Here is a 20,288-nt window from a genome sequence, read left to right as displayed (position 1 = left end):
ACGCTCACAAGAGATCAAGAAGACTCCGCGTCTCCGGCATTGCGCGCGGCACACAGGCGCCATGCGGCCTTTGGCGCAGCGACGGTCCCGGCGACGTGGCGCCACCAGCGTTCGCCGCGATGCGGCGCGCTCAGATCCAGCCGCTCGCCCATGCGCGGCGTCGACAGCACGACGCCGCGCGCGAGGGCCAGTCCCGTCACCCTTTCGAACGGCTCCTGCCAGCGATGCATCGCGAGGTCGAAGGTGCCGTTGTGAATCGGCACGAGCCAACGGCCGCGCAGATCGATGTGCGCCTGCACGGTTTCTTCGGGCTGCATGTGAACGTACGGCCACTGCGCGTCGTAGGCGCCCGTCTCGACCAGCGTGACGTCGAATGGTCCGAGGCGCTCGCCGATCGTCCTGAAGCCTTCAAAGTAGCCGGTGTCGCCGCTGAAGAACACGCGCAGATCATCGTCGACGATCACCCACGACGCCCATAACGTACTGTTGCCGTCGAACAGGCTGCGGCCGGAAAAATGCTGCGCGGGCGTAGCGGTGAACTGCACGCCGTCGACCTCGGTGCCCTGCCACCAGTCAAACTGGCGCACCTTCGACGCGTCGATGCCCCATTCGATCAGCCGGTCGCCGACGCCGAGCGGTGTCAGGAACACGCCGGTGGTCTGCGCGAGCGCGAGCACGGTTTCGCGGTCCAGGTGATCGTAGTGGTCGTGCGACAGGATCACGCCGCGCAGCGGCGGTAAATCGGCGAGCGCGATCGGCGGCGCATGGAAGCGCTTCGGGCCGAGATTCCGGAACGGAGAGGCACGTTCGGCGAACACAGGATCGGTCAGCCAGAACTGGCCGCGCAGCTTCAGCAACATGGTCGAATGGCCGAGCCGGTAGAGGCTGCGGTCGGGCGCCGCATCGAGCTGCGCACGCGTCAGCGCATCGACGGGCAAAGCCTCTGTCGGCACGGTGCCGCCTGGCTTGTTGAGCAACACGTTCCACACAATGCCGAGCGTCTTGCGCAGGCCCTCGACGGGGCGCGGCTTGACGTTGCGAAAGCGCTCACCGTCATGCTGCGGCGAGGTGCTGGACAACGCGCGACCACGTCGCGCGGCGGTAAAGCCGAGCACGCGGCTGACAAGAGCGGGAAGCGACGTCATGAGTCGGGCCATCCGTAGATAAATGTACACTAGCCAGTGTAGTTTATTTTCGAGAAAAGTAAACTGCCCGGTGTAAAATCCGTTCATGGATCCCAGTGCCACCCATCAACGCCTGACTGACCGCAAGCGGGTCGCCATCGTCGGCGCCGCGATCGAGGAATTCCTCGCGGCCGGCTACGACGCGACCAGCATGGACCGTATCGCCGCCCGCGCGAACGTCTCGAAACGTACGGTCTATAACCATTTCCCGAGCAAGGAAGTCCTTTTCGCGGCGATTCTCCATCAGTTGTGGGACGCGAGCCAGAGCGGCGATGCACCCGCCTATCGCGCCGACGAACCGTTGCGCGCGCAGTTGCTCGACCTTTTGGGCCGCAAGCTGCGGCTGCTGAACGACGAGTCCTTTCTGTCGCTTGCACGTGTGGCGATCGCGGCCGGCATCCATTCGCCGGAGCGGGCGCGCGACATGGTCGCTCGCCTGGGTGAACGCGAGGAAGACCTGACCGTGTGGATCCGGGCGGCCGTCGCCGACGGCCGTCTCAAGACCGACAATCCGCTCTTCGCGGCGCTGCAGTTGCAGGCGCTGGTGAAGGCCTTCGCCTTCTGGCCGCAGGTAACGATGGGCCAGGCGCCGCTCGGCGAACAGGAGCAGAAGCGGGTCGCGGAATCGGCCGCTGACATGTTCCTCGCACGCTATGCATGAGCGGACCGCCGGGCCGTTTTCATGGGTATGAGGGTCGGCCAAACGTCTTGTTCGAGCGTCTACAATCGTTATTTTCGATTCGTTTGAACTGCGCCCATGTCCCAAAAGATCGACTACCTCAACCCTGACCTTCCCCCTGGCCTGCGGCGCGTATCGATGCCCGTGGTCGACGCGACCCCAACGACGCTTGACGGATTTGGCAGGCTTGTCGCGGACCCGAGCGAGTGCCCGATCGAGATTGTGCAGTGGCCGGCAATGGGCACACGGCCCATAGACCCTGGAACCGGTGATGAGGCCGGCACAACCGAAGGCACGTTTGTGAGCGAATGGCGCGGGGACATTCTTTACGGTCGAAACGAGGCCGTGGGCGGTGACTACATTCTTGCGTACGCGACGGAACCCGAAGCTGCCCGCGACGACAACGCCCATGCACCGGAACGGATGTTGCTCTGGCACGCGAACTACCACCCGGATGGTGGACAACTGTTTTTTCCTCTCGACCATCGCCCGTTCTACGTTCCATTGGCATTGCCTGGGGATGACATCGCGCCAGAGAAGTTCGTGTGCTTTCGCTTCGATGGACAGCAGGGTCTCTATATCCATCCAAACATCTGGCATGAAGGGGTGTTCGCTCTTGGCGGGACGCAGCGGTTCTTTGATAAACAGGGCGCCGTCCACGCACGCGTCTCTGTCGACTTTGCCCGCGAGTTTGGTTGTCTTCTCGAGGCGCCGATCGGCCGTGACGCGCAACTGTCTGGTCGAGGCGGCGACCTGCAGTTGTAGAGCGCACGCCGCGACGACGGGCAGTAGAATCGCAAGGGTCGCGCGCGTTGACATCGCCAGGACGCAAGGCGCGGCGGTCAACCGTATCAAGGTTTTCCGCAGGAAAGCCCGGCACGCACCGGCAGGTCTCGGATGCGCCCTTTTGCCAAGGAGATCTCATGAAGGTGCTCGCCGTCCATCCACAACGAAGAGGCGCCAGTGCTTGAACTATCGGTTCGTGACAAAGCAATGCTGAGTGGTGAGTTTGGTGATGGTGCAGCGCTCGCGATGCGGATAGTTGCCGCCACGGCGCATGTGATGAACGCCCAGGAACTCGTCGACATTTCGTCCGCCCACATCGACGGGTGTCTGTATCACGGATCCGTCAGTCTCGATTTCGTCGAACGGTTTGTCGCGTCCGGAACGCGGATCGCCGTGCCGACCACACTCAATGTCGGATCGCTCGATCTCATTCATCCGGAGCTGTATCGCGGCAAAGCGGACATTGCGAATGCCGCCAAACGCCTGATGGAAGCGCATCTGGAACTCGGGTGCGAAGCGACCTTCACATGCGCGCCGTACCAGCTGAAGCACCGCCCACGCCTAGGCGATCAGATCGCATGGGCTGAATCGAACGCGATCGTTTTCGCCAACTCCGTGTTGGGCGCCCGTACAAGTCGCTACGGCGATTTTCTTGATCTTGCCGCGGCGATTACCGGCCGCGCGCCAAACGCCGGACTGCATGTCACCGAAAACAGGGCCGCCCGCATCGTGCTCGAAGCGCCCAGCTTCGGTGATTCCCCGCGGCGCGACGCCTGCTTCGCGGCGCTCGGTTTTCTGCTTGGCCTCAATGCCGGCGCAACGGTGGCGGCGATCACGGGACTGCCTCTCGACACAACCGAGGACGAGCTTAAGGCTCTGGGCGCGGCAGCCGCTTCCAGTGGCTCTGTGGCGCTCTTTCACGCGGTAGGCATCACGCCGGAAGCTCCGACACTTGACGCCGCGCTGCAGGGCGGCGAACCGGAGCGGACGATTGTTGTCACCGAGGCGGATCTCGTCGGCATCCATCGAAAGTGGAACGGTGCTCGTGCTTGCGAGCCACTCGCCGCGATCAGTCTGGGAACCCCGCATTTTTCGGTCGATGAGTTCCACAAGCTTGGCAAACTGTTCGAGGGACACAATGGGTCGCCACGATGTGACTTCTATGTCAATACGAGTCGTTTCGTGCTGTGGCAGATCGAAGCGGAAGGGCTCGCCGAGCAACTCGCCGCGCGGGGCGTCCAGATTGTGGTGGACACCTGCACCTACATCACTCCCGTGATGAAACAGATCAGTGGACTGGTGATGACTAACTCGGGGAAGTGGGCCCACTACGCACCTGCGAACATCGGTGTCACCGTTGCGTTTGGAAGCATGGCCGAGTGTGTTCGCTCGGCCTTCGAAGGGAGAGTTTGCATCGATGAACTGGCCGGCTAAAGCGACGACCATGATTTCGCCCACTACCGTGCTTGCCGGGCAAGTACTCGTTCCGGGCCGCGCAAGCGGCCTTGCAATCGCGCTACCTCCCCTGAGCTTCTGGGGCGGCTACGACGCCGAAAGCGGGATGATCATCGACAAGACACATTCCGGCTACGGACAAAGCCTGAAAGGCCGGCTGCTCGTGATGGCGCGAGCGCGCGGGTCGAGTTCCAGCAGCAGCGTACTGGCCGAAGCATTGCGCAACGGGACCGGCCCGAGCGGCATCATACTGGCGGAACGCGACCTGATTCTCGCCATCGGTGTGATTGCCGCCAATGAGCTGTACGCCCTCAACGTGCCAGTGGTGAGCGTCGGCGAGAACGTATTCGCGCAGATTGCATCTTTCACCACAACGCTGGAGATTGACGCGAGCGATGCCGCGCGGCCCGCGAGCATCGTCGCAGCAGACAGCAAACGCGAAGGAAGCCGCAACGCGTAGCGATTTTCCCCTGCGAACGGTCGACGCAAGGCCCCTATTCTGCGCGCTTCGCTTCCAACGGCGCAAACCCTGTGTTCGCTTCGATCTCGCCAACGTTCTCGGGTCTCGCAAACGGGCCGGGCGCCTCTTCGTCAGGATTGCGCCGACGTCCGATAGCCTTGAAAAATGTCTCGAGGCCTGACGGTAGAAAGAACCACATCCAATGCAGGTCTTCGGTCCCGTCGTTGATCAATGTATGCGATTGTCGTGGCCCGAGAAAAACGGTCACGCCAGGCTCGAGCCGATATTCGCGCCCCTCCACTATCGCCGTTCCCTTTCCCCGAATGAAGTGAAGCACCTCTTCAGACTCTGCGTGCGCGTGCAGGCGAACGTAGCCTCCGGCTGGAACTGTCTGCGTCCCAGCCGAAAAGGGCCGCTGCATTGACACAAGGTGGGGCGCAACGTGGACCGCGGCATAGCCATTGGCGGGCACGGGCTGCCAGTAACTCTCTTCCGCGCCCGGATACACGATCAGGAACTGGGATTTGCCGTCGCAGTCGTGAAGATCGACGCCCGAGGGCGGGCTATCGGATGGGTCATCCGTCATTTCACGCCTCACTTGTATGCGGGATGCACAGCGAGCCTACTTGCCGAATCAGCGCATCACCACCGCCTCGACAACCGACATGATCTGCTGCGCGGCGGTCTTGACGTGTTGCTCCAGCAGTTTGGCGCCAAGCTTTGCGTCGCGCTTCCTGCACGCCTCGACCAACGCCATGTGCTCGTCATGCGACTGTTCGCGAATCGGCACCTGCACGGCCTGAAAGCGGAAATACCGATCGCAGCGGTCATGCAGCACCCGCAACAACTGAAGCGTGATATCCCGCTGCGCAGGCAGATAGAGCGTTTCGTGCAAACGCCAGTTCAGTTGCCCCCACACGCCCGAGTCCGCCTTGTCCATTTCCTTGACAAGCCGCTCCGCCTTGCCCATCTCGGCCTCGGTGATGCGCGGGATAGCTTCCGAAAATATCCAGGGTTCAAGACGTAGCCGGATGTCGAACGTCTCCTTCACCTCGCCTATCGACAGTTCGGCGACATAGGCGCCCTTGTGCGGCACATTGATCAGCAGCCCCTCTGCCGTCAGACGGGTGATCGCCTCGCGGATAGGAACACGGCTAACGCCGAGTTCTTCGGCGAGCGCCTCCTGTCGCAATACCTCACCCGGCGCCAAATCACCGCTCAGGATTCGCTGCCGAACCGCCGTGGTGACGAGTTCGACTGTCGTCGGCCGGACGATTTTTCGCGTGCTTTCGTCCGCGAAAACTTCGCTCATCGCGGACGCCTCTTTGGTACGACGTTTGGCGGCTACCGGGGGCATGGTCAGGTTCAGTTAAGGATTCAGGATACAGTGGTCATGCTACCACGCTCCCGGCTTTCGGATACAAGATCCAATGACCGACGCTGCGTCACTGCAACGTGTGCCGGACCCATGCGCCGTTCTTCATCACCCCGGCTATGCGCTCACCTTGCCCGGCAAGGACACTGATGTCCGCTAGCGGATCACCATCCACAACGAGCAGATCAGCGAAGGCTCCCGCGGACACGACACCCAGACGGCCCTGCTGTCCGACGATCTCGGCACCCACGGCGGTGGCCTGACAGATCGTCTCGAAAGCACCGAGAATGGCTGAACGGATCGTCAGTTCATCGCTTTGATACTCGTGCATGTCGCCCAGCAAGTCGGTGCCAAGACCCATTTTCACCCCGTTGCGTTTGAGCAGCTCAAGCGCCTTCAGGCCCTGGACACGAACGTTCTCGTTTTTCGCGAGAGCGCTTTCCGCCACACCGGCTTTTGCACCGACCTTGTTCATCGCGTCATAGGTGACGAGCGTCGGTACAGCAAACGCTCCAAACTCCGCCATGACGGCCGCCGCCTCGTCGTCGATCAGGTTGCCGTGCTCGATCGTGCGCACGCCGAGCTTCACGACGCGAGAAATCGCCTTGCCGGTGTAGGCATGTGCCATGACATAGGTCTGGTGCGACGCGGCTTCCTCGACGATGGCCTTGACCTCGTCGACGGAAAACTGCAGGTTGCCAATCGGATCTGTCGGCGACGCCACGCCACCCGACGCCATGATCTTGATGTGGTGCGCGCCGGCGCGCATCTCTTCCCGCACGGCCTTGCGTACGTCGTCCACGCCGTCGACGATGCGTCCGATCGCCCCGAGATTGCGATGGCAGCCGCAAGGGTCAGGATCGGAGTTGTCGAAGCGCTCGCGAAAGTCGCCGTGACCTCCCGTCTGCGAGAGCGCCTTGCCGGCCACGAATAATCGCGGCCCGGCGATCACGCCTTCCTCGATGGCACGCGAGAGCGCGTAGTCGGCGCCGCCGGCATCCCGCACCGTGGTGAAGCCCCGGTTGAGCATACCGCTCAGGATAGGCACCGCCCGCAAGACGGCAAAGGTATTCGGCAAACGCCCGTTGTTACCCAGGTGCGCCACCGAGGCAATGACGTGCGCATGGCAGTCGATCATGCCGGGCATCACTGTCTTGCCCCCGACGTCAATGACCTGTGCGCCGTTTATCGACACCGGCTCGCGGGTCACTTCCTTGATGAACTCCCCGTCCACGACAATCGAATAGCGGGCCGTGTCGTTTTCGTGATTCACGTCCAGGACACGTGCGTTTTTCAGGATCAACATTTCGATTCCTCAACTGATTGTTGAACGGCCCGCGGGCCGCGGTAGATCACTTCAGCAAAAAGCCTTTAGCGAGCGGATCACGGTCATCGACAAAGATCGTGTTGTGTCCCGTCACCCGCGCCCACCCTTCGATGCTCGGAATAATCGCGTCGAGTTCACCGACCCTGGTCGCATCTTCCGGAACACCATTGAAGAGCGTGCCGATAATGCTTTCGTGAACAAAACGCTCACCGATCTTGAGTTTGCCCTTGCCGACCAGCTGTGCCATACGGGCGGAAGTCCCCGTGCCGCAAGGTGACCGGTCGATGGCCTTGTCACCGTAGAACACCGCATTGCGTGCGCTTGCACCTTCGACCGTCGGTTCGCCTGTCCACATCACGTGGCTTAGACCACGGATTTCCGCCTTTTCGGGGTGAACGAACTGATACTTCTCGTTCGCTTTCTGGCGCAGGATCGGACTCAGACGCTGGATATCCGAAGGCTTGAGTGTGTGGAGGCCACCGAAGTTTTTCTGCGGTTCGACGATCGCGTAGAAATTTCCGCCGTAAGCGACATCGAAGCGGATTTCGCCGAGCCCCTCGACGTCGACCGTCAGGTCCGTCGAGTGAAGGAATGACGGAACATTGATGAGCTGCACGGAGTCGACGTTGTCTCCGTCCATCTTGTAGCGCGCAACCACGAGACCGGCCGGCGTGTCCAGACGCAGCACACCCGGTTCACGCGGACGCACCAGACCATGCTCGATGGCCGTTGTCACCGTCCCGATGGTGCCGTGGCCACACATGGGCAAACAGCCGCTGACCTCGATAAACAGGATGGCGACGTCACAATCGGAACGGGTCGGCGGATAGAGGATACTGCCCGACATCACTTCATGGCCCCGAGGTTCGAACATGAGCGAGGTACGGATCCAGTCGAACTCGCGCTCAAAATGCGCGCGTCGCTCGATCATGTTCGCGCCTTCCAGCCGCGGTGCACCTCCTGCGACGACGCGGACCGGATTGCCGCACGTATGTCCGTCGATGCAAAAGAATGTCGATTTCATAGCCCTGCTCCATCCAGAATGACCTGCAAAAAGTAGCCCGGTCCAGGCCCATCCGCATTACTTCGACAGGGCGCGCACATCGGCGAGCGTCTTCTCCACGATTGCCACGACCCTCTGGCGTTCTTCGCCTTCGAGTTTCAGTCGCGGCGCCTTGACGGCTTCCGAGTAGCCCGCCGTGATGTTCTCCGCCAGCTTGATGTACTGAACGAGTTTCACATGCGTATCCAGGTGGAACAGGTCGATCAGTACACGGTACAGCTTGCGGGCCGATTCATAGTCGCCGGCAATCGCCAGATTCAGCAGTTCAACCGATTCCTTCGGAACCGCGTTCGCCATGCCCGAGACCCAGCACTTCGCGCCCAAGGCAGCCGACTCGAGCACCAGATCGTCGACACCGCACACGACTGCAAGGCGATCGCCGAACCGGCTGATCAGATCCGTGACGCGTGTCGTGTCATACGATTCTTCCTTGATCGCTTCGATCGTCGGCTCTTCCAGCAACTGTGCCACCAGGTCCGGCGTGAGGTCCACACCGTAGCCGCGCGGGTTGTTATAGAGCAGGATCGACAGTGTCGACGCTTGCGCGATCGTCTTGTAGAAGGCGACGGTTTCGCGCGCGTCGGACTTGTACGTCAGTCCCGGGAACACCATCAGGCCCTGAACGCCGAGCGCTTGCGCTTCCTTCGCGTACTGGACCGCGTTTGCCGTATTGGTTTCAGCGAGACCGGCGATCACCGGCACGCGGCCGTTCACGGTCTCAACCGCAAGCTTGATCACCGTGCGCTTCTCCTCCGGCGTGAGTTGAGCGTTCTCACCGACCATCCCCATCATGACGACGCCACCGACGCCGTTCTCGATGAGGCGATTCAGACCTGCCTTGATCGCGTCGTGATCAAGGGAACCGTCGTCCTTCAGCTTCGTGGTGACAGCAGGGAACACACCTTTCCAGTTAACTTGCATGGCTACACCTTTCCAAAAAAATGCTAATCAGAGGCGGGATGTCCCGCGGGTCGATCGAGGTCGCGGGGGCCCCGTTAATTCCGGAAGCGGCTGATCGAGTACGGCTCGAGGCCGATTCCGGGTGTTCGATTGGCAAGCAGGTCCGCAACCAGCGCACCTGTCGTTGCCGATTGCGTCAGCCCAAGATGACCGTGGCCGAACGCATAGATGACGGACGGCGTGCGTGGCGACCGGCCAATGACAGGCAACGAGTCCGGCGTGGCTGGACGGTGCCCCATCCATTTCACGGCACCCTGGTCGTTGATGCCGGGCAGGAAGCGCTTGCCGAGCGCGAGCAACGCGTCACTGCGCTGGTAGTTCGGCGGCGCCTTGAGGCCGGCGAACTCCGCCGCACCGCCAATGCGCACACCGATATCCAGTGGGGTGGCGACAAACTTGCGTTCGGCAAAAATCACTTCGCGTGACAGGCTGATGCCATGCGCGGGAAGCGTCGTGTTGTAACCGCGCTCGCTGTCCAGCAGGACGCGGTCGCCGATCGATCCGGCCAGCGCGGCGGACCATGCGCCCGTCGCCACGACGAGGCGGCGCCCCTTCACCCGTTCACCGGTCTCGGTGAGCGCTGCCGGCGCAAGCGCGTCAGCGAGATCAAGCGACTTCACGGTGCCGACGACAAACGTGGCGCCGAGTTGCTTCACGCGCTCACGCAGTTGGGTCACGAGACGCTTCGGGTCACCGATGTGCGACCAGTCGTCGAGAAATATGCCGTGGCGGAAAACCGGCGCGAGCGACGGCTCGCAAGCGCGAATTTCGTCGGCCGACATAGCATGCCAGCGCACGCCCAGATCGCGCTTGAATTCCCATTCATGCTGATCCGCGGCGAAGGCTTCGTCGCTCTCGTAGACCGTCAATGCGCCGCGGCGATAGAAACTGTCCATCGCGCCGATGTCCTCGAACATCGGGACGATGTCGTCGTAGACACGGTTGTTCAGCTTGGCCAGGGCGAGAGAGATTTCCCGGAAACGGTCCTTGTTGCCGGATCGCCGAAACTCCATGAACCAAGGCAAGGCGGTTGGCGCATGTTTCCAATCGAGCGCCAGCGGCCCCAGCGGATCAAACAGCCACTTCAGCGCCTTCATGTACAACCCGTTCACTGAAATGGGCGTGCTCTCCGTCACGGCGATACCGCCCGCGTTTCCGTGCGACGTACGGTCGCCTTCGAAGTCGCGGTCGATGACGGTGACGCTCGCGCCGTCGCGCAGTGCGGACCACGCGCAGGCGAGACCGACGATTCCGCTGCCGATAACCACGACGTCGGGGGTCGTCCGGGAGTGTTGAGCTTGCTGAGTCATGTCCGTGAGTCGAGGTATTGCATGGGTCGGCGGCAGACTCGCCGCCCGCCGTTGCTTCAGTTACTTCAGTTACTTGGAGCCGAGTACCGTTATCGGCTTCCACTGTCCGTTTTCACACTTGTAGACGGTGATGATTGCGTCGCGCAGATCACCGAACTTGTCGTATGCGAAGTGCTCACTCGTGACACCCTTCATATCAGTCTTCGCGAGCACCGGCAGATAGACGGCCGGGTCCGACGAATTGGCCTTCTGCATCGCCTGCATCATGGCCATCGCGCCGTCGTACGTGTACGGCGCATAGGTTGTCGGTTCGGTGCCGAACTTGCTCTTGTAGCGTTGCGTGAAGCCCGCGCCACCCGGCATCTTGTCCAGCGGCAGCCCCGCGAGCGAGACAATGGCACCGTCCGCAGCCGGCCCGGCGATCTTGATGAAGTCTTCCGTCTTCGACATTTCACCCGAGGCGAACGTTGCCTTCATTGCCAGCGAGCGCGCCTGCTTGACGAGCGGTGCGGACTGCGCATCGGCGCCTGCGTAGTAGATGAAGTCAGGATTCTTCGACTTGATGCCGGTCAGAATCGCCTTGAAGTCGACTGCCTTGTCGGACGTGAACTGATGATCGATGATGTTGCCGCCAGCCGCCTTCACTGCTGTCTCGAACTGCTCCGCCAGACCCTGGCCGTATGCCGTGCGGTCATCGATGATTGCAATGCGCTTCGCATGGAGCGTCTCGACGACGTACTTGCCCATCACACTGCCCTGCTGCGTATCCGATGTCATCATCCGGAAGGTAGTCTTGAAACCCTGACGCGTATAGGCGGGCGCGGTTGCCGTCGAAATCTGCGGAATGCCTGCGCGTGAATAGATCGCTGAAGCGGGGATCGTCACGCCGGAGTTGAAGTGACCGAGCATGCCCTTGATGCCGTCATCGACCAGCTTCTGGGCGACGACCGTGCCCGTCTTCGGATCCGCCTGGTCGTCGAGCGCCTCCAGCACGAACTTCGTTTCCTTGCCGTCGACCTTGGGCTTCGTGGCATTGAAGTCGTCAATGGCGAGCTGCACGCCCGATTCAAAATCCTTGCCGTACTGCGCCTGCGCGCCCGTCATCGGGGCAGCCAGACCCAGCTTCACCGTTTGTGTTTCGGCGGCCTGGGCGGCTCCGAGGGACAGGGCGAGCAATCCCGAAGCAGCGGCTGCAACAGCGGTCGTGCGAACTTTCATACCAGTCTCCTTACCTACCCGTAAAAGCCGCGTTGGGGTTCGCCGAAAAACATTATATTGGATCCAATATACAAGTGTTTTGCGTATGATGCGCCCCTTCAGCGGGTCTGTCAAATGCGTCCGAAGAATTGGCGGAGCGCGGTGACGGCCGCCCCGCCCCACGTCCTACACCTGTTCCATGAAGTCAGGATCCGCGAGCCCGCGCAGCCTTTGAACCTGATCTTCGAGCGGCGAAACCGCCAGTTGTGCGAACACCAGCGCCAGTCCGATATCAGCATGGTCATACAACCCAGCTTCGCCAAGCAGATTCATTGTGCCCAGCGTGACGCCGTTCTTGCGCACGGGGATGTTCAGCACGCTCTCACACCCGATCGACCACAACACCTCGTATTCCGAAAACACCGCCTTGATATCCTCGCGCGTTGAACCGACAAAGATCTCGCCGCGGCGCAGAACCTGGTCCGACCAGCGGCTTTGCGTCACCCGCTTGAGGCCACCTACCGGATTGATATCGAGGCGGTTGCTATGCAGACGTCCCAGACGGCTCGACGCCTCGTCGTACGCCAGCACGGTGAAAAGTCGCTGTCCGAATACCTCCGTGAGGGAGCGCTCGAACTCGGACCACACGATGTCGGCGTTGCCGCCTTTTTGCTGAATCGCGGCCAGACGCTCGATCGCCTGAAAATTGTTCGCGTGGTTTGTGTTCGTCATGAAAACTCCTTATTTCGCGGTTCGAAGTGCGGCGCCTTGCACGTCGGGACGCATTGAGCCGTACTCCTCCTCGGAAATTTGTTCGAGCGTCTTTCCGGTCGTCGAGACGCCCAGGAAAATCACGGCAAGCGCGCCGATCAGCAGGATCACCGTGGTCATGCCAAACACGCCGGCAAAACCCCACAACGGGTAGATGTACCCCACCAACATGGGTGAGCAGATCGCGCCGATACGGCCGAACGCCGAGGCCGTGCCCATCCCTGTCGCACGCAAATGCGTCGGGAACACTTCAGGCGTGTAGGCATATTCGCCCGCGTTGACGCCGTTCATCGCGAAGGACATGAAGATCGAAGCGAGGACGATCGATGTGTCGCTGCCCGCATTGGCCAACCAGATACCCGCGATGCAAGCCAGTCCCATGTACGTGACGATCGTTGCCTTGCGTCCGAGCTTTTCGCAGAAATATGCCGACGAGTAGTAACCCGGAATCTGCGCGAGGTAGATCAGGATCGAGACGGAGAAGCTCTTCGTAATGGTCATGCCATGCTGAACGAGCAGGCCGGGAATCCAGACGAAGAAGGCGTAAGAGCAGAACGTCACTGACAGCCATAGGCACCAGCTCATCAACGTCGTTTTGGCGAGAGGCGGCTTCCACAGCAGCTTCAGGTTTCCGAAGAACGAACCCGAGTGCTCATAGCTGGCGGTAGCGCCTGTCACAGGCACGACCGGAGGCAGCGTTACGCCTGTGCGTTCGATCTGCCGCTCGATATCGGACACCACGGCTTCGGCCTCGGCATGACGGCCACGAATTTCCAGCCATCGCGGCGACTCGTGCAGCGAACGCCGCCACCAGAGCAGCACGACGACAGGTAAGGAAACGATCACCAGCGCGATACGCCAGCCTTCCGGGTTCAGCGGGATCACGAAGTAGCCGATCAGCGCCGCCGCCACGAAACCGAACGAGAAGAAGCCGGCCAGTGCGCCGGTGAAGGCACCCCGATAGCGGTTACTGACGAACTCCACCAGGAACGGCGCAATGATCGCGCCCTCGGCGCCCATCCCGATGCCGGCTATGGCTCGCAGCAGGGCGAACGTGTGCCAGTCGTTCACGAACGCGTTGGCAAACGTCAGCACGCAGAAGAAGGTCAGCGCCCACATCATGACGACACGGCGGCCGAAACGGTCGCCCAGCAGGCCGGCGAATAGCGCGCCGACGAGAAAGCCAACATAGGTGCTGCTGCCGAGGAGCCCGGTTTCGAAACTCGTCAGATGCCATTTGGTACGAACAACGGGCAGGATAAACGCGATGATGGCTGCGTCAACCGCTTCGAACATGAAGCCCAAACCGCCCATGATGAGCAGCTTGAAGTGGAAACGGCTGAACGGAAGGCGTTCGAGCCGGGCTGCAATCGGTGACATGTAGTTGCTCCCGCAAAGAGGGATCGACCAGTCCGGAGCCCCGGACCGAAGTGCGATAACAATATCCTGTATCCAAAATCCAGAGTCAAGGCCGGGTAAACCTCCGCGTGCGCTTCGCGTCGCCCGGCACGCGACAGACCGAATCAGGTCCTCGAACCCTTAAAACGTATGCCGGATGCCCGCGCGGACGGCGACCTGGCTATTCGTGGATGACGGTGTCAGGAAGGACAATGCCGCAACAGCGGACTTGCCCGTCGAATCGACGCCTGTCGCCCGCTCCCAGGAGGTCGTCGCATAGAGCAACGTACGCCTCGACAGGCTGTACTGAGTTCCCACGTTGAGCTGCAAATATTTCGCCGACTCAGCCTTCGTATAGTCGTACGAGGCTCCCAGCAGGAGTGCCGGCGTGACGTTGTACGTTGCCAGCGCTTCGTAGTTATTGAAGGTCGCCGTGCCCGAAAACGGCGTCGACGACGTCCGCACCACGTCTTCAAAGCGGGTATTCGTATAGGTGAACCCCAGCAGTGCCGCGCCGATACGGTAGTTGATGCCGGCGCCCGCAACCTGCAGGGTCTGGGCCGACGTGTACCCGCTGTACGTCGGATTGGTGATTGGGTTCACAAACGTGCCGCCGGCCACGGGGTTTGCCGTCGCATCATAGATGGACGTCGCGGGGTTATTGATTCGCGAAAACACCGCGCTGGCGCTGAGCGCGTTGTTCGCGTAACTGAGGCTGATCGCCTCCTTTTTGCCGTTGGAGAAGTCTCCTGCCACACCGCCCAGGCTGAAAAGCCCCGACAGTTTGAAACCGCCGTATGTAGGCGAGATGTACTTGATCGAATTGCTCAGCGAGTAGTTGCCCCAGACGTTATCGACGTCCGCTGCGTGCGTAGCCAGAATTCCATTGAACCGGCCGGAAGCCGAAAGACCGATCAGCGAATCGAGCACCAGATCGTACTGGCGGCCCATCAGGACGGTACCGAAGGGCGAGCCGAGGCCGACGTAGGCCTGACGGCCAAATAGACGCCCACCGTTATTCATCTTTCCGGTATTGATATCGACGCCGCTTTCCAGACGGGCCACCGTGCTGTATCCGCCACCGAGATCCTCGTTGATGAGAAACCCCCATTTCGTGCTGCCTAATGCACCGTTGGAGGCCTGGACGTTGTAATGGCCACCCTGGTTGTTTGTATACGTGATCCCATCGTCCAGCGCGCCGTACAACGTGACGGAACTCTGCGCGTGACACACGACCGCGGTGGACATGATCGCCGCCGCCATACCTGCCTTCTTCATCTTGCCCCTCTTTAATAAGTGGTGCTACCGATAGCAAATGGAATGTCCTGCCAGATCTCTGTGTATTGCACCGCCCGCGCGGCTTAGGTGACAGCCGGAAGGGAGCCGATTGCACCGCCACGTTCATCAGACGACGTCTTGCGGTCTCCGCACAGCTCTTCAGAAGAGGCTCTCGCGATGAACTACAATATCCTGGATCCAATATAATCGGTCAAGCAGTTCCCGCAGCGTTTGAGTTGATGTTGTGAAGCTCGGGCGTGCGCCTATGGCAGGAACTGCCCAAATATGCTGGATGCGACCACAAACCCGCCGTTAGTCACGGATCAACGCCTTGACGTCGGCGTAGAGTCGGGCATTGACTTCGACGCCATTTGCTTCGCTTCGGACCTCGCACGAGGCCTGGGACGTAACCGACCGACTCGCTTCAAAGGAGCGCCCGACGATACGCCTTGAAATGCTGCTTAACTGGCCTTCTGCGGGAAGACTATTCTCATTCGCCAATCAGTATCTTCGACTGACCGGCAAGCGCTGTGCGCGTCCTCAAACGTGACCTTTCCACAAACGACTTGCATGCGGTGGTGGGGTCCGCGCTTGAACGCGCGACGGATGCGTTTAAGAAACCACACTGCGGACGTAGAAAAGGCCACGTACCTTTTGGGAACGTGGCCTTTTTTCTTTGGTGCGTGAGGCCGGACTCGAACCGGCACGAGATTGCTCCCGTCAGGACCTAAACCTGGTGCGTCTACCAATTTCGCCACTCACGCGAATTTTTATACCTGACAGGCAGGACCGTTGCGACATCGCGAGCGATACAGACCTCTGCGAGACATCGAACGTCTGCGATACCGGCAACAGCCCTTATTCTACGCGGGTTGCCGCGACTTCAGCCCTGCTGCCGTCTGGCGGAGCGCCGGGACCTAAGCCTGGTGCGTCCGCCAACTTCGCCACCCGCGCAGGCGGGCATGGCACGATGCGCCTGCCCGTTGTCCCGCATGCTGTCAGCCGCGTCAAAAACACGCGTCCGAAAGCGTAAGCGCGAGATTCTAACCGATTGATTCGCGCTTGTCTGCATTTGCCCGGCATCTGTCCTGGCGGCGCCGATGCTACAATTTTTGGCTTGATGCACGCACGGCGTGCCCCCTCTTCGCGTGCCCTTCCCCACATTCCCAATCCAGTGAATTTCGACGAATATTGCCAGCAGAAAGCGGTGCCGCCCGGATCGAGCACTTACTATGCGCTTCGGCAGGCGCCCGCAGCCAGCCAGCCGCTGTTGACCGCGCTGTTCGCGCTGCGCCGTGAGTTCGAGGAAACGGTCAAGGAGACCAGCGATCCGGCCATCGGCCGCACGAAGCTCGCGTGGTGGCAAAACGAGCTCGCCACGCTGGCTTCGGGCTCGCCGTCGCATCCGGTGTCCAAGGCGCTGGCCGCCTATCTGCCCGACGTGAAAGCCGAGTACCCGGTGCTGCAGGCGTTGCTCGCCGGCTTCGAAATGGACCTCGACCAGGCGCGTTACCTCGACTACCCGAATCTGCGGCGCTATGTGCAAGGCGTCGGTGGCACCTTCGCGTCGCTGGTCGCGCGCGCCACGGCGAAAGATGCCGCGCAGGCGTCGAACTGGTCCGCACCGCTCGGCGAGGCGCTGCTGCTCGCGCAGTTCGTGGTCGAAACGGGCAATGACGCGCGCCACGGCCGCATCTATATTCCCATCGACGAAATGCAGCGCTTCAATGTGACCGCCGCGGATCTGATCAATCGAAAATATAGCGACGCGTTCACCGAGTTGATGCGCTTCGAGACGAAGCGCGCCCGCGATGCGTTGCAGACCGCGCTCAGTGCCGTGCCCGCCAGCGAGCGCCGCTCGCAGCGCACGCTCGTCGCGCAGGCGGCATTGGCGTTGGCCTTGCTGGATGAAATCGAACGCGACGGCTATCACGTTTTGCATCAGCGCATCGCGTTGACGCCGATTCGCAAGCTTTGGATCGCGTGGCGCGCGAAGTGAACCACCGGCGTGCCTGCTTCACGCGAGGCGCGCTCAACACGTCGTCAGACGCGTAGCAACGGCAGCGGTTCGAACCGCTGCTGCAGGATCGTCGACGCGTCGAGTCCCCACCACGGCCCGAGCACGGTGGCGTAAAGCTGCCGGAAATCGACGCCGACCGGCAAGTTGCCATTGCCGTCGAGCCGCGCCAGCACCGGCGGCACGCCATATAAGCCGCCGCGCACGCGGCCGCCCATGACGAAATGCGGCGCCACGGTGCCGTGATCGGTGCCGTTGCTCTGATTCTCACGAGGACGCCGGCCGAACTCGGCATAGGTCATCACCAGCGTATCGTCCCAGCGGCCGAGTTCGACGAGCGCCGACTTCATCGACATCAATCCTTCCGCGAGCTGCTTGAGCAGCGCCGCTTGCTGACCTGGCTGGTTCTGGTGCGTGTCAAAACCGTTCAACGTGAGGCGGATCACCGCGACGCCCTGGCTACGCTTTGGCTGTTCTTGCGGCGCGTTACCCGAAGAACCTTCCTTCGGAGCTTCACCCGCCGCCAGCACCTGCATCGCCGTTTTGATCGAACTGCCGAACGCGCCGCCTGGAAACACGGTTTTCAACTGAGCCTGCCCTTGCGTGGGACGCAGCCGGTCGGCGGCTTTCACAATATCGTTTTCGACGTCGAGAATATGCGCCAGCTCGGGATTGCGCTCATGCAGCGACACCGGCGTTGCAAGCCGCGAAGCCTTGACGAATTGCGCCGGATTGACCAGCGCGATCGCACGCGCGCCGTTCGCGAGCGGCCCCATCTCGGCGCTGCCGATCACCACGGCGTCGGCGGCAAAACCGGCGGGCACCGGCGTCTGTGCAAACGCACGCGTCAGCCATCCCTCGCGCAGGTACTGGTCGGAACGTGACGCGGTGTCCCAGATTTCGATCGAGCGGAAATGTGACAGGTTCGGTTGCGCATAGCTCACGCCCTGCACGATTGCCAGTTGCTGGCCGCGCCACAGCGGCATCAGCGGCTGCAAGGACGGATGCAGCGCCGTGCGCTCGTCGAGTTGAATCGCCTGCTCGCGTTTGATGCCGATGTTCTTGCGCAACTGGTAGTAGGTGGGATCGGCAAAGGGAATCACCGTATTCAAACCGTCGTTGCCACCCTTCAGTTCGACGAGAATCAACAGGTTGTCGTAGCCGCGTGCCGAAGACGCGCCCGGCGCCGCCATCTGCGCGCCGAACGCGCGGGGCAGCCAGAGTGTTGCGCTCGCGGCCGCGCTCATCGAGAGAAAGCTGCGTCGTTTCATCCTGCACCTCGTTCGATTGTCGCGGCGCGAGCCGTGTCGCCGTCGACAGACAAGTTCTTAATAGCTGCCTGGCGCGTACTTATTTCAGCTGCTCACTTCAATTGATACGCCGGGTCCATCAGCAACGCCTCTAAATACGCACTCGCGGTCAAACCGGTTTCGATCGCATCCACCGGCGTGAGCGGCAGGACCGCATGCTGCAACTGCAACTCGGCCGACAACCCCGGCTTGGCCGTCGGCGCGGTGTTGTAGTGCGCGAGCCATGTCTCGATGTCGAAGCGTACGCCACCTTTACCACCTTGAGCCGCTCGCGCCATCGCGGGTTGCAGCGTTGGAGCCGTCTGCATGCCGGGCATCGTGCCGCTTGCCGCGATCTTTGCGTTCATCGGATTGGTCATACGCCGCGGATCGGCGGCCTCGGTCGCGCGAAACAGCTGCTCGACGAATTGCTTGCGGGCGAGCAGCGTGGAACTGTTGATCCATGTCGTGCCGCCCGGCCATCCTTTGACGTTCGGCGGATAGAACAGGTTCTCGCCGAGCGTGCGGATTTGCGAGGCGAACGGCGCGGTGTTGTCGTAGCCGATGTCGAACGCGCGCAGCGTGCCGACCACGAACTCCGCCGGCGACTTCACGAGGACGCCGCGATTGCCGTCGTCCCAGAACGCGTCGCTCAGGAAGACGCCGCGTAACGCGACCTTGATATCGTAGTGGCTCGCCCGAAACCGCGCCGCGATCGGTTCGATGCGCGACGGCTCCGGCGTATCGGAGACGAACTCGCGCCACAGTTTGGTGGTCACGAAGTTAGCCGTTTCCGGCCGCGCGAGCAGGATATCGAGCACCTGATCGCCGTCGAACGGCCCTGTCTCGCCGAGCACGGTCTTCTCGCCGTCGTCGTGCTGGTTGGCGCGCCACACGTAGGCCTGCGTGTCCGGATCGAGACTCCAGCCGGTGTACGCGCGCGCCGCCTCCGACACGTCACGCTGCGTGTAATGCCCTTCGCCGAACGTGAACAGCTCCATCACTTCACGGGCAAAATTTTCGTTGGGCTTGGCCTTGCGATTGCTCGCGCCGTCGAGGTATTGCAGCATCGCCGGATCTTTGGCGACGTCGTGCAACAGCTCGCCGAAGTTGCCGAGCGCGTCTCGCCGCAAGAGCATGTTCTGCAGCGCCATCTGCTGCGGATACGGCACCTTGTCCTGACCCGAGGTGAAGTGGTTATGCCAGAAGAGCGTCATGCGCTCGGTGAGCGGCGACGGCGTGGTCAGCATCTCACGCACCCACCATGTGCGTAATAATTCGTAACGCTGGCCGCGCAAGCGCTGCGCTTCGCGACGTTGATCATCGCTCCACGCCTTGCGCGTCTCGCGAGTCGGAATCGGCTCGAGGACCCAGTCGGGCAGCGGCGTGACCGCCTCGGTTCGCGCGCTCGCGAGTACTTTGTCGACAGCCTGCGCCCGCGTGAGTCCAACGTATTGCGCGAGTTCGGCGCTGTCCGGCGCGAAGCCGACGCGCGTCAGGAAGAAGCGCGCATCGTCGATATCGAGGATGCTCTGTTCACGCTCTGAAGCTGCATGCTCCTCGGCGGTCGGCGCAGGGTGCTTGACGTGTGGAACATGAGTCGCGCCCGGCTGAACCGCGGCAGCCGGCCCACCACATGTCACCACCGCCAGCGCAATCGCCGATGCAGCGAACCGGGGGCCATGACTACCACGCGTGAGCAATTTCATCATCGGTCATCAAGGTTGGCGCGACGTCAT

At 61.6% G+C, this 20,288-nt stretch carries 18 protein-coding genes and 1 tRNA gene; 5 read left to right on the top strand and 14 right to left on the bottom strand.

Annotated features, from left to right (window positions below):
• Positions 1–14 precede the first annotated feature (14 nt).
• On the bottom strand, positions 15–1,145 hold the full coding sequence (locus PQR42_RS23250) for an MBL fold metallo-hydrolase (protein WP_408387441.1): 1,131 nt from the start codon (positions 1,143–1,145) through the stop codon (positions 15–17).
• 85 nt (positions 1,146–1,230) lie between these two features.
• Here PQR42_RS23250 and PQR42_RS23245 point away from each other — a divergent pair, with 85 nt between their 5' ends.
• The 4 genes from PQR42_RS23245 (at position 1,231) to PQR42_RS23230 (ending at position 4,564) form a co-directional block, all read left to right on the top strand.
• Positions 1,231–1,845 carry a TetR/AcrR family transcriptional regulator gene (locus PQR42_RS23245; RefSeq protein ID WP_408206391.1) on the top strand — a complete coding sequence of 205 codons (615 nt, stop codon included), beginning with the start codon at positions 1,231–1,233 and terminating at the stop codon, positions 1,843–1,845.
• A gap of 96 nt (positions 1,846–1,941) precedes the next feature.
• Positions 1,942–2,628 (top strand): ureidoglycolate lyase, encoded by a 687-nt coding sequence (locus tag PQR42_RS23240; RefSeq protein ID WP_408387442.1) that lies wholly within the window; start codon positions 1,942–1,944, stop codon positions 2,626–2,628.
• A 198-nt stretch (positions 2,629–2,826) separates the two neighbouring features.
• Positions 2,827–4,083: an aconitase X gene (locus PQR42_RS23235; protein WP_408387443.1), complete on the top strand. Its 1,257-nt coding sequence runs from the start codon at positions 2,827–2,829 to the stop codon at positions 4,081–4,083.
• A 10-nt stretch (positions 4,084–4,093) separates the two neighbouring features.
• Positions 4,094–4,564: an aconitase X swivel domain-containing protein gene (locus PQR42_RS23230; RefSeq protein WP_408387444.1), complete on the top strand. Its 471-nt coding sequence runs from the start codon at positions 4,094–4,096 to the stop codon at positions 4,562–4,564.
• Positions 4,565–4,598: 34 nt separating this feature from the next.
• Here the strand turns inward: PQR42_RS23230 and PQR42_RS23225 are convergent, their stop codons facing one another.
• From PQR42_RS23225 to PQR42_RS23175, 11 genes are all read right to left on the bottom strand, one after another.
• Positions 4,599–5,150, bottom strand: coding sequence for a cupin domain-containing protein (locus tag PQR42_RS23225; protein WP_408387445.1), 552 nt, complete (start codon positions 5,148–5,150; stop codon positions 4,599–4,601).
• Positions 5,151–5,198: 48 nt separating this feature from the next.
• The gene (locus tag PQR42_RS23220) at positions 5,199–5,876 is read right to left on the bottom strand and encodes a GntR family transcriptional regulator (RefSeq protein ID WP_408387446.1); all 678 of its coding nucleotides are present in this window, start codon (positions 5,874–5,876) and stop codon (positions 5,199–5,201) included.
• 133 nt (positions 5,877–6,009) lie between these two features.
• Positions 6,010–7,245, bottom strand: coding sequence for a metal-dependent hydrolase family protein (locus PQR42_RS23215; RefSeq protein WP_408387447.1), 1,236 nt, complete (start codon positions 7,243–7,245; stop codon positions 6,010–6,012).
• Positions 7,246–7,291: 46 nt separating this feature from the next.
• The gene (locus PQR42_RS23210; RefSeq protein ID WP_408387448.1) at positions 7,292–8,290 is read right to left on the bottom strand and encodes a 4-hydroxyproline epimerase; all 999 of its coding nucleotides are present in this window, start codon (positions 8,288–8,290) and stop codon (positions 7,292–7,294) included.
• 57 nt (positions 8,291–8,347) lie between these two features.
• Positions 8,348–9,250 (bottom strand): dihydrodipicolinate synthase family protein, encoded by a 903-nt coding sequence (locus tag PQR42_RS23205; protein ID WP_408206375.1) that lies wholly within the window; start codon positions 9,248–9,250, stop codon positions 8,348–8,350.
• A 74-nt stretch (positions 9,251–9,324) separates the two neighbouring features.
• Positions 9,325–10,599, bottom strand: a complete 1,275-nt coding sequence (locus tag PQR42_RS23200) for an NAD(P)/FAD-dependent oxidoreductase (RefSeq protein ID WP_408387449.1) — start codon at positions 10,597–10,599, stop codon at positions 9,325–9,327.
• 69 nt (positions 10,600–10,668) lie between these two features.
• Entirely contained in the window at positions 10,669–11,817 is a 1,149-nt protein-coding gene (locus PQR42_RS23195) for a branched-chain amino acid ABC transporter substrate-binding protein (RefSeq protein WP_408206371.1), read from the bottom strand.
• A 165-nt stretch (positions 11,818–11,982) separates the two neighbouring features.
• Positions 11,983–12,528, bottom strand: a complete 546-nt coding sequence (locus PQR42_RS23190; protein ID WP_408387450.1) for a GAF domain-containing protein — start codon at positions 12,526–12,528, stop codon at positions 11,983–11,985.
• 9 nt (positions 12,529–12,537) lie between these two features.
• On the bottom strand, positions 12,538–13,947 hold the full coding sequence (locus tag PQR42_RS23185) for an MFS transporter (protein ID WP_408387451.1): 1,410 nt from the start codon (positions 13,945–13,947) through the stop codon (positions 12,538–12,540).
• A gap of 159 nt (positions 13,948–14,106) precedes the next feature.
• Positions 14,107–15,228, bottom strand: coding sequence for a porin (locus PQR42_RS23180; protein ID WP_408206365.1), 1,122 nt, complete (start codon positions 15,226–15,228; stop codon positions 14,107–14,109).
• 692 nt (positions 15,229–15,920) lie between these two features.
• Positions 15,921–16,007 (bottom strand) — tRNA-Leu (locus PQR42_RS23175).
• Positions 16,008–16,417: 410 nt separating this feature from the next.
• Between PQR42_RS23175 and PQR42_RS23170 the strand changes: the two genes are divergently transcribed.
• Positions 16,418–17,242, top strand: a complete 825-nt coding sequence (locus PQR42_RS23170; RefSeq protein WP_408206363.1) for a squalene/phytoene synthase family protein — start codon at positions 16,418–16,420, stop codon at positions 17,240–17,242.
• 44 nt (positions 17,243–17,286) lie between these two features.
• Here the strand turns inward: PQR42_RS23170 and PQR42_RS23165 are convergent, their stop codons facing one another.
• Both PQR42_RS23165 and PQR42_RS23160 read right to left on the bottom strand, forming a co-directional pair.
• The gene (locus PQR42_RS23165; RefSeq protein WP_408387452.1) at positions 17,287–18,531 is read right to left on the bottom strand and encodes a DUF1501 domain-containing protein; all 1,245 of its coding nucleotides are present in this window, start codon (positions 18,529–18,531) and stop codon (positions 17,287–17,289) included.
• A gap of 92 nt (positions 18,532–18,623) precedes the next feature.
• Positions 18,624–20,261 carry a DUF1800 domain-containing protein gene (locus PQR42_RS23160; protein ID WP_408493793.1) on the bottom strand — a complete coding sequence of 546 codons (1,638 nt, stop codon included), beginning with the start codon at positions 20,259–20,261 and terminating at the stop codon, positions 18,624–18,626.
• Positions 20,262–20,288: the final 27 nt, after the last annotated feature.

Origin of the sequence: Paraburkholderia sediminicola (assembly GCF_046027355.1) — a bacterium.
In the GTDB taxonomy this organism is placed as follows: domain Bacteria; phylum Pseudomonadota; class Gammaproteobacteria; order Burkholderiales; family Burkholderiaceae; genus Paraburkholderia; species Paraburkholderia sediminicola_B.
Note: the sequence above shows the minus strand (reverse complement) of the source record. Positions and strands in the feature narration are given on the sequence as shown.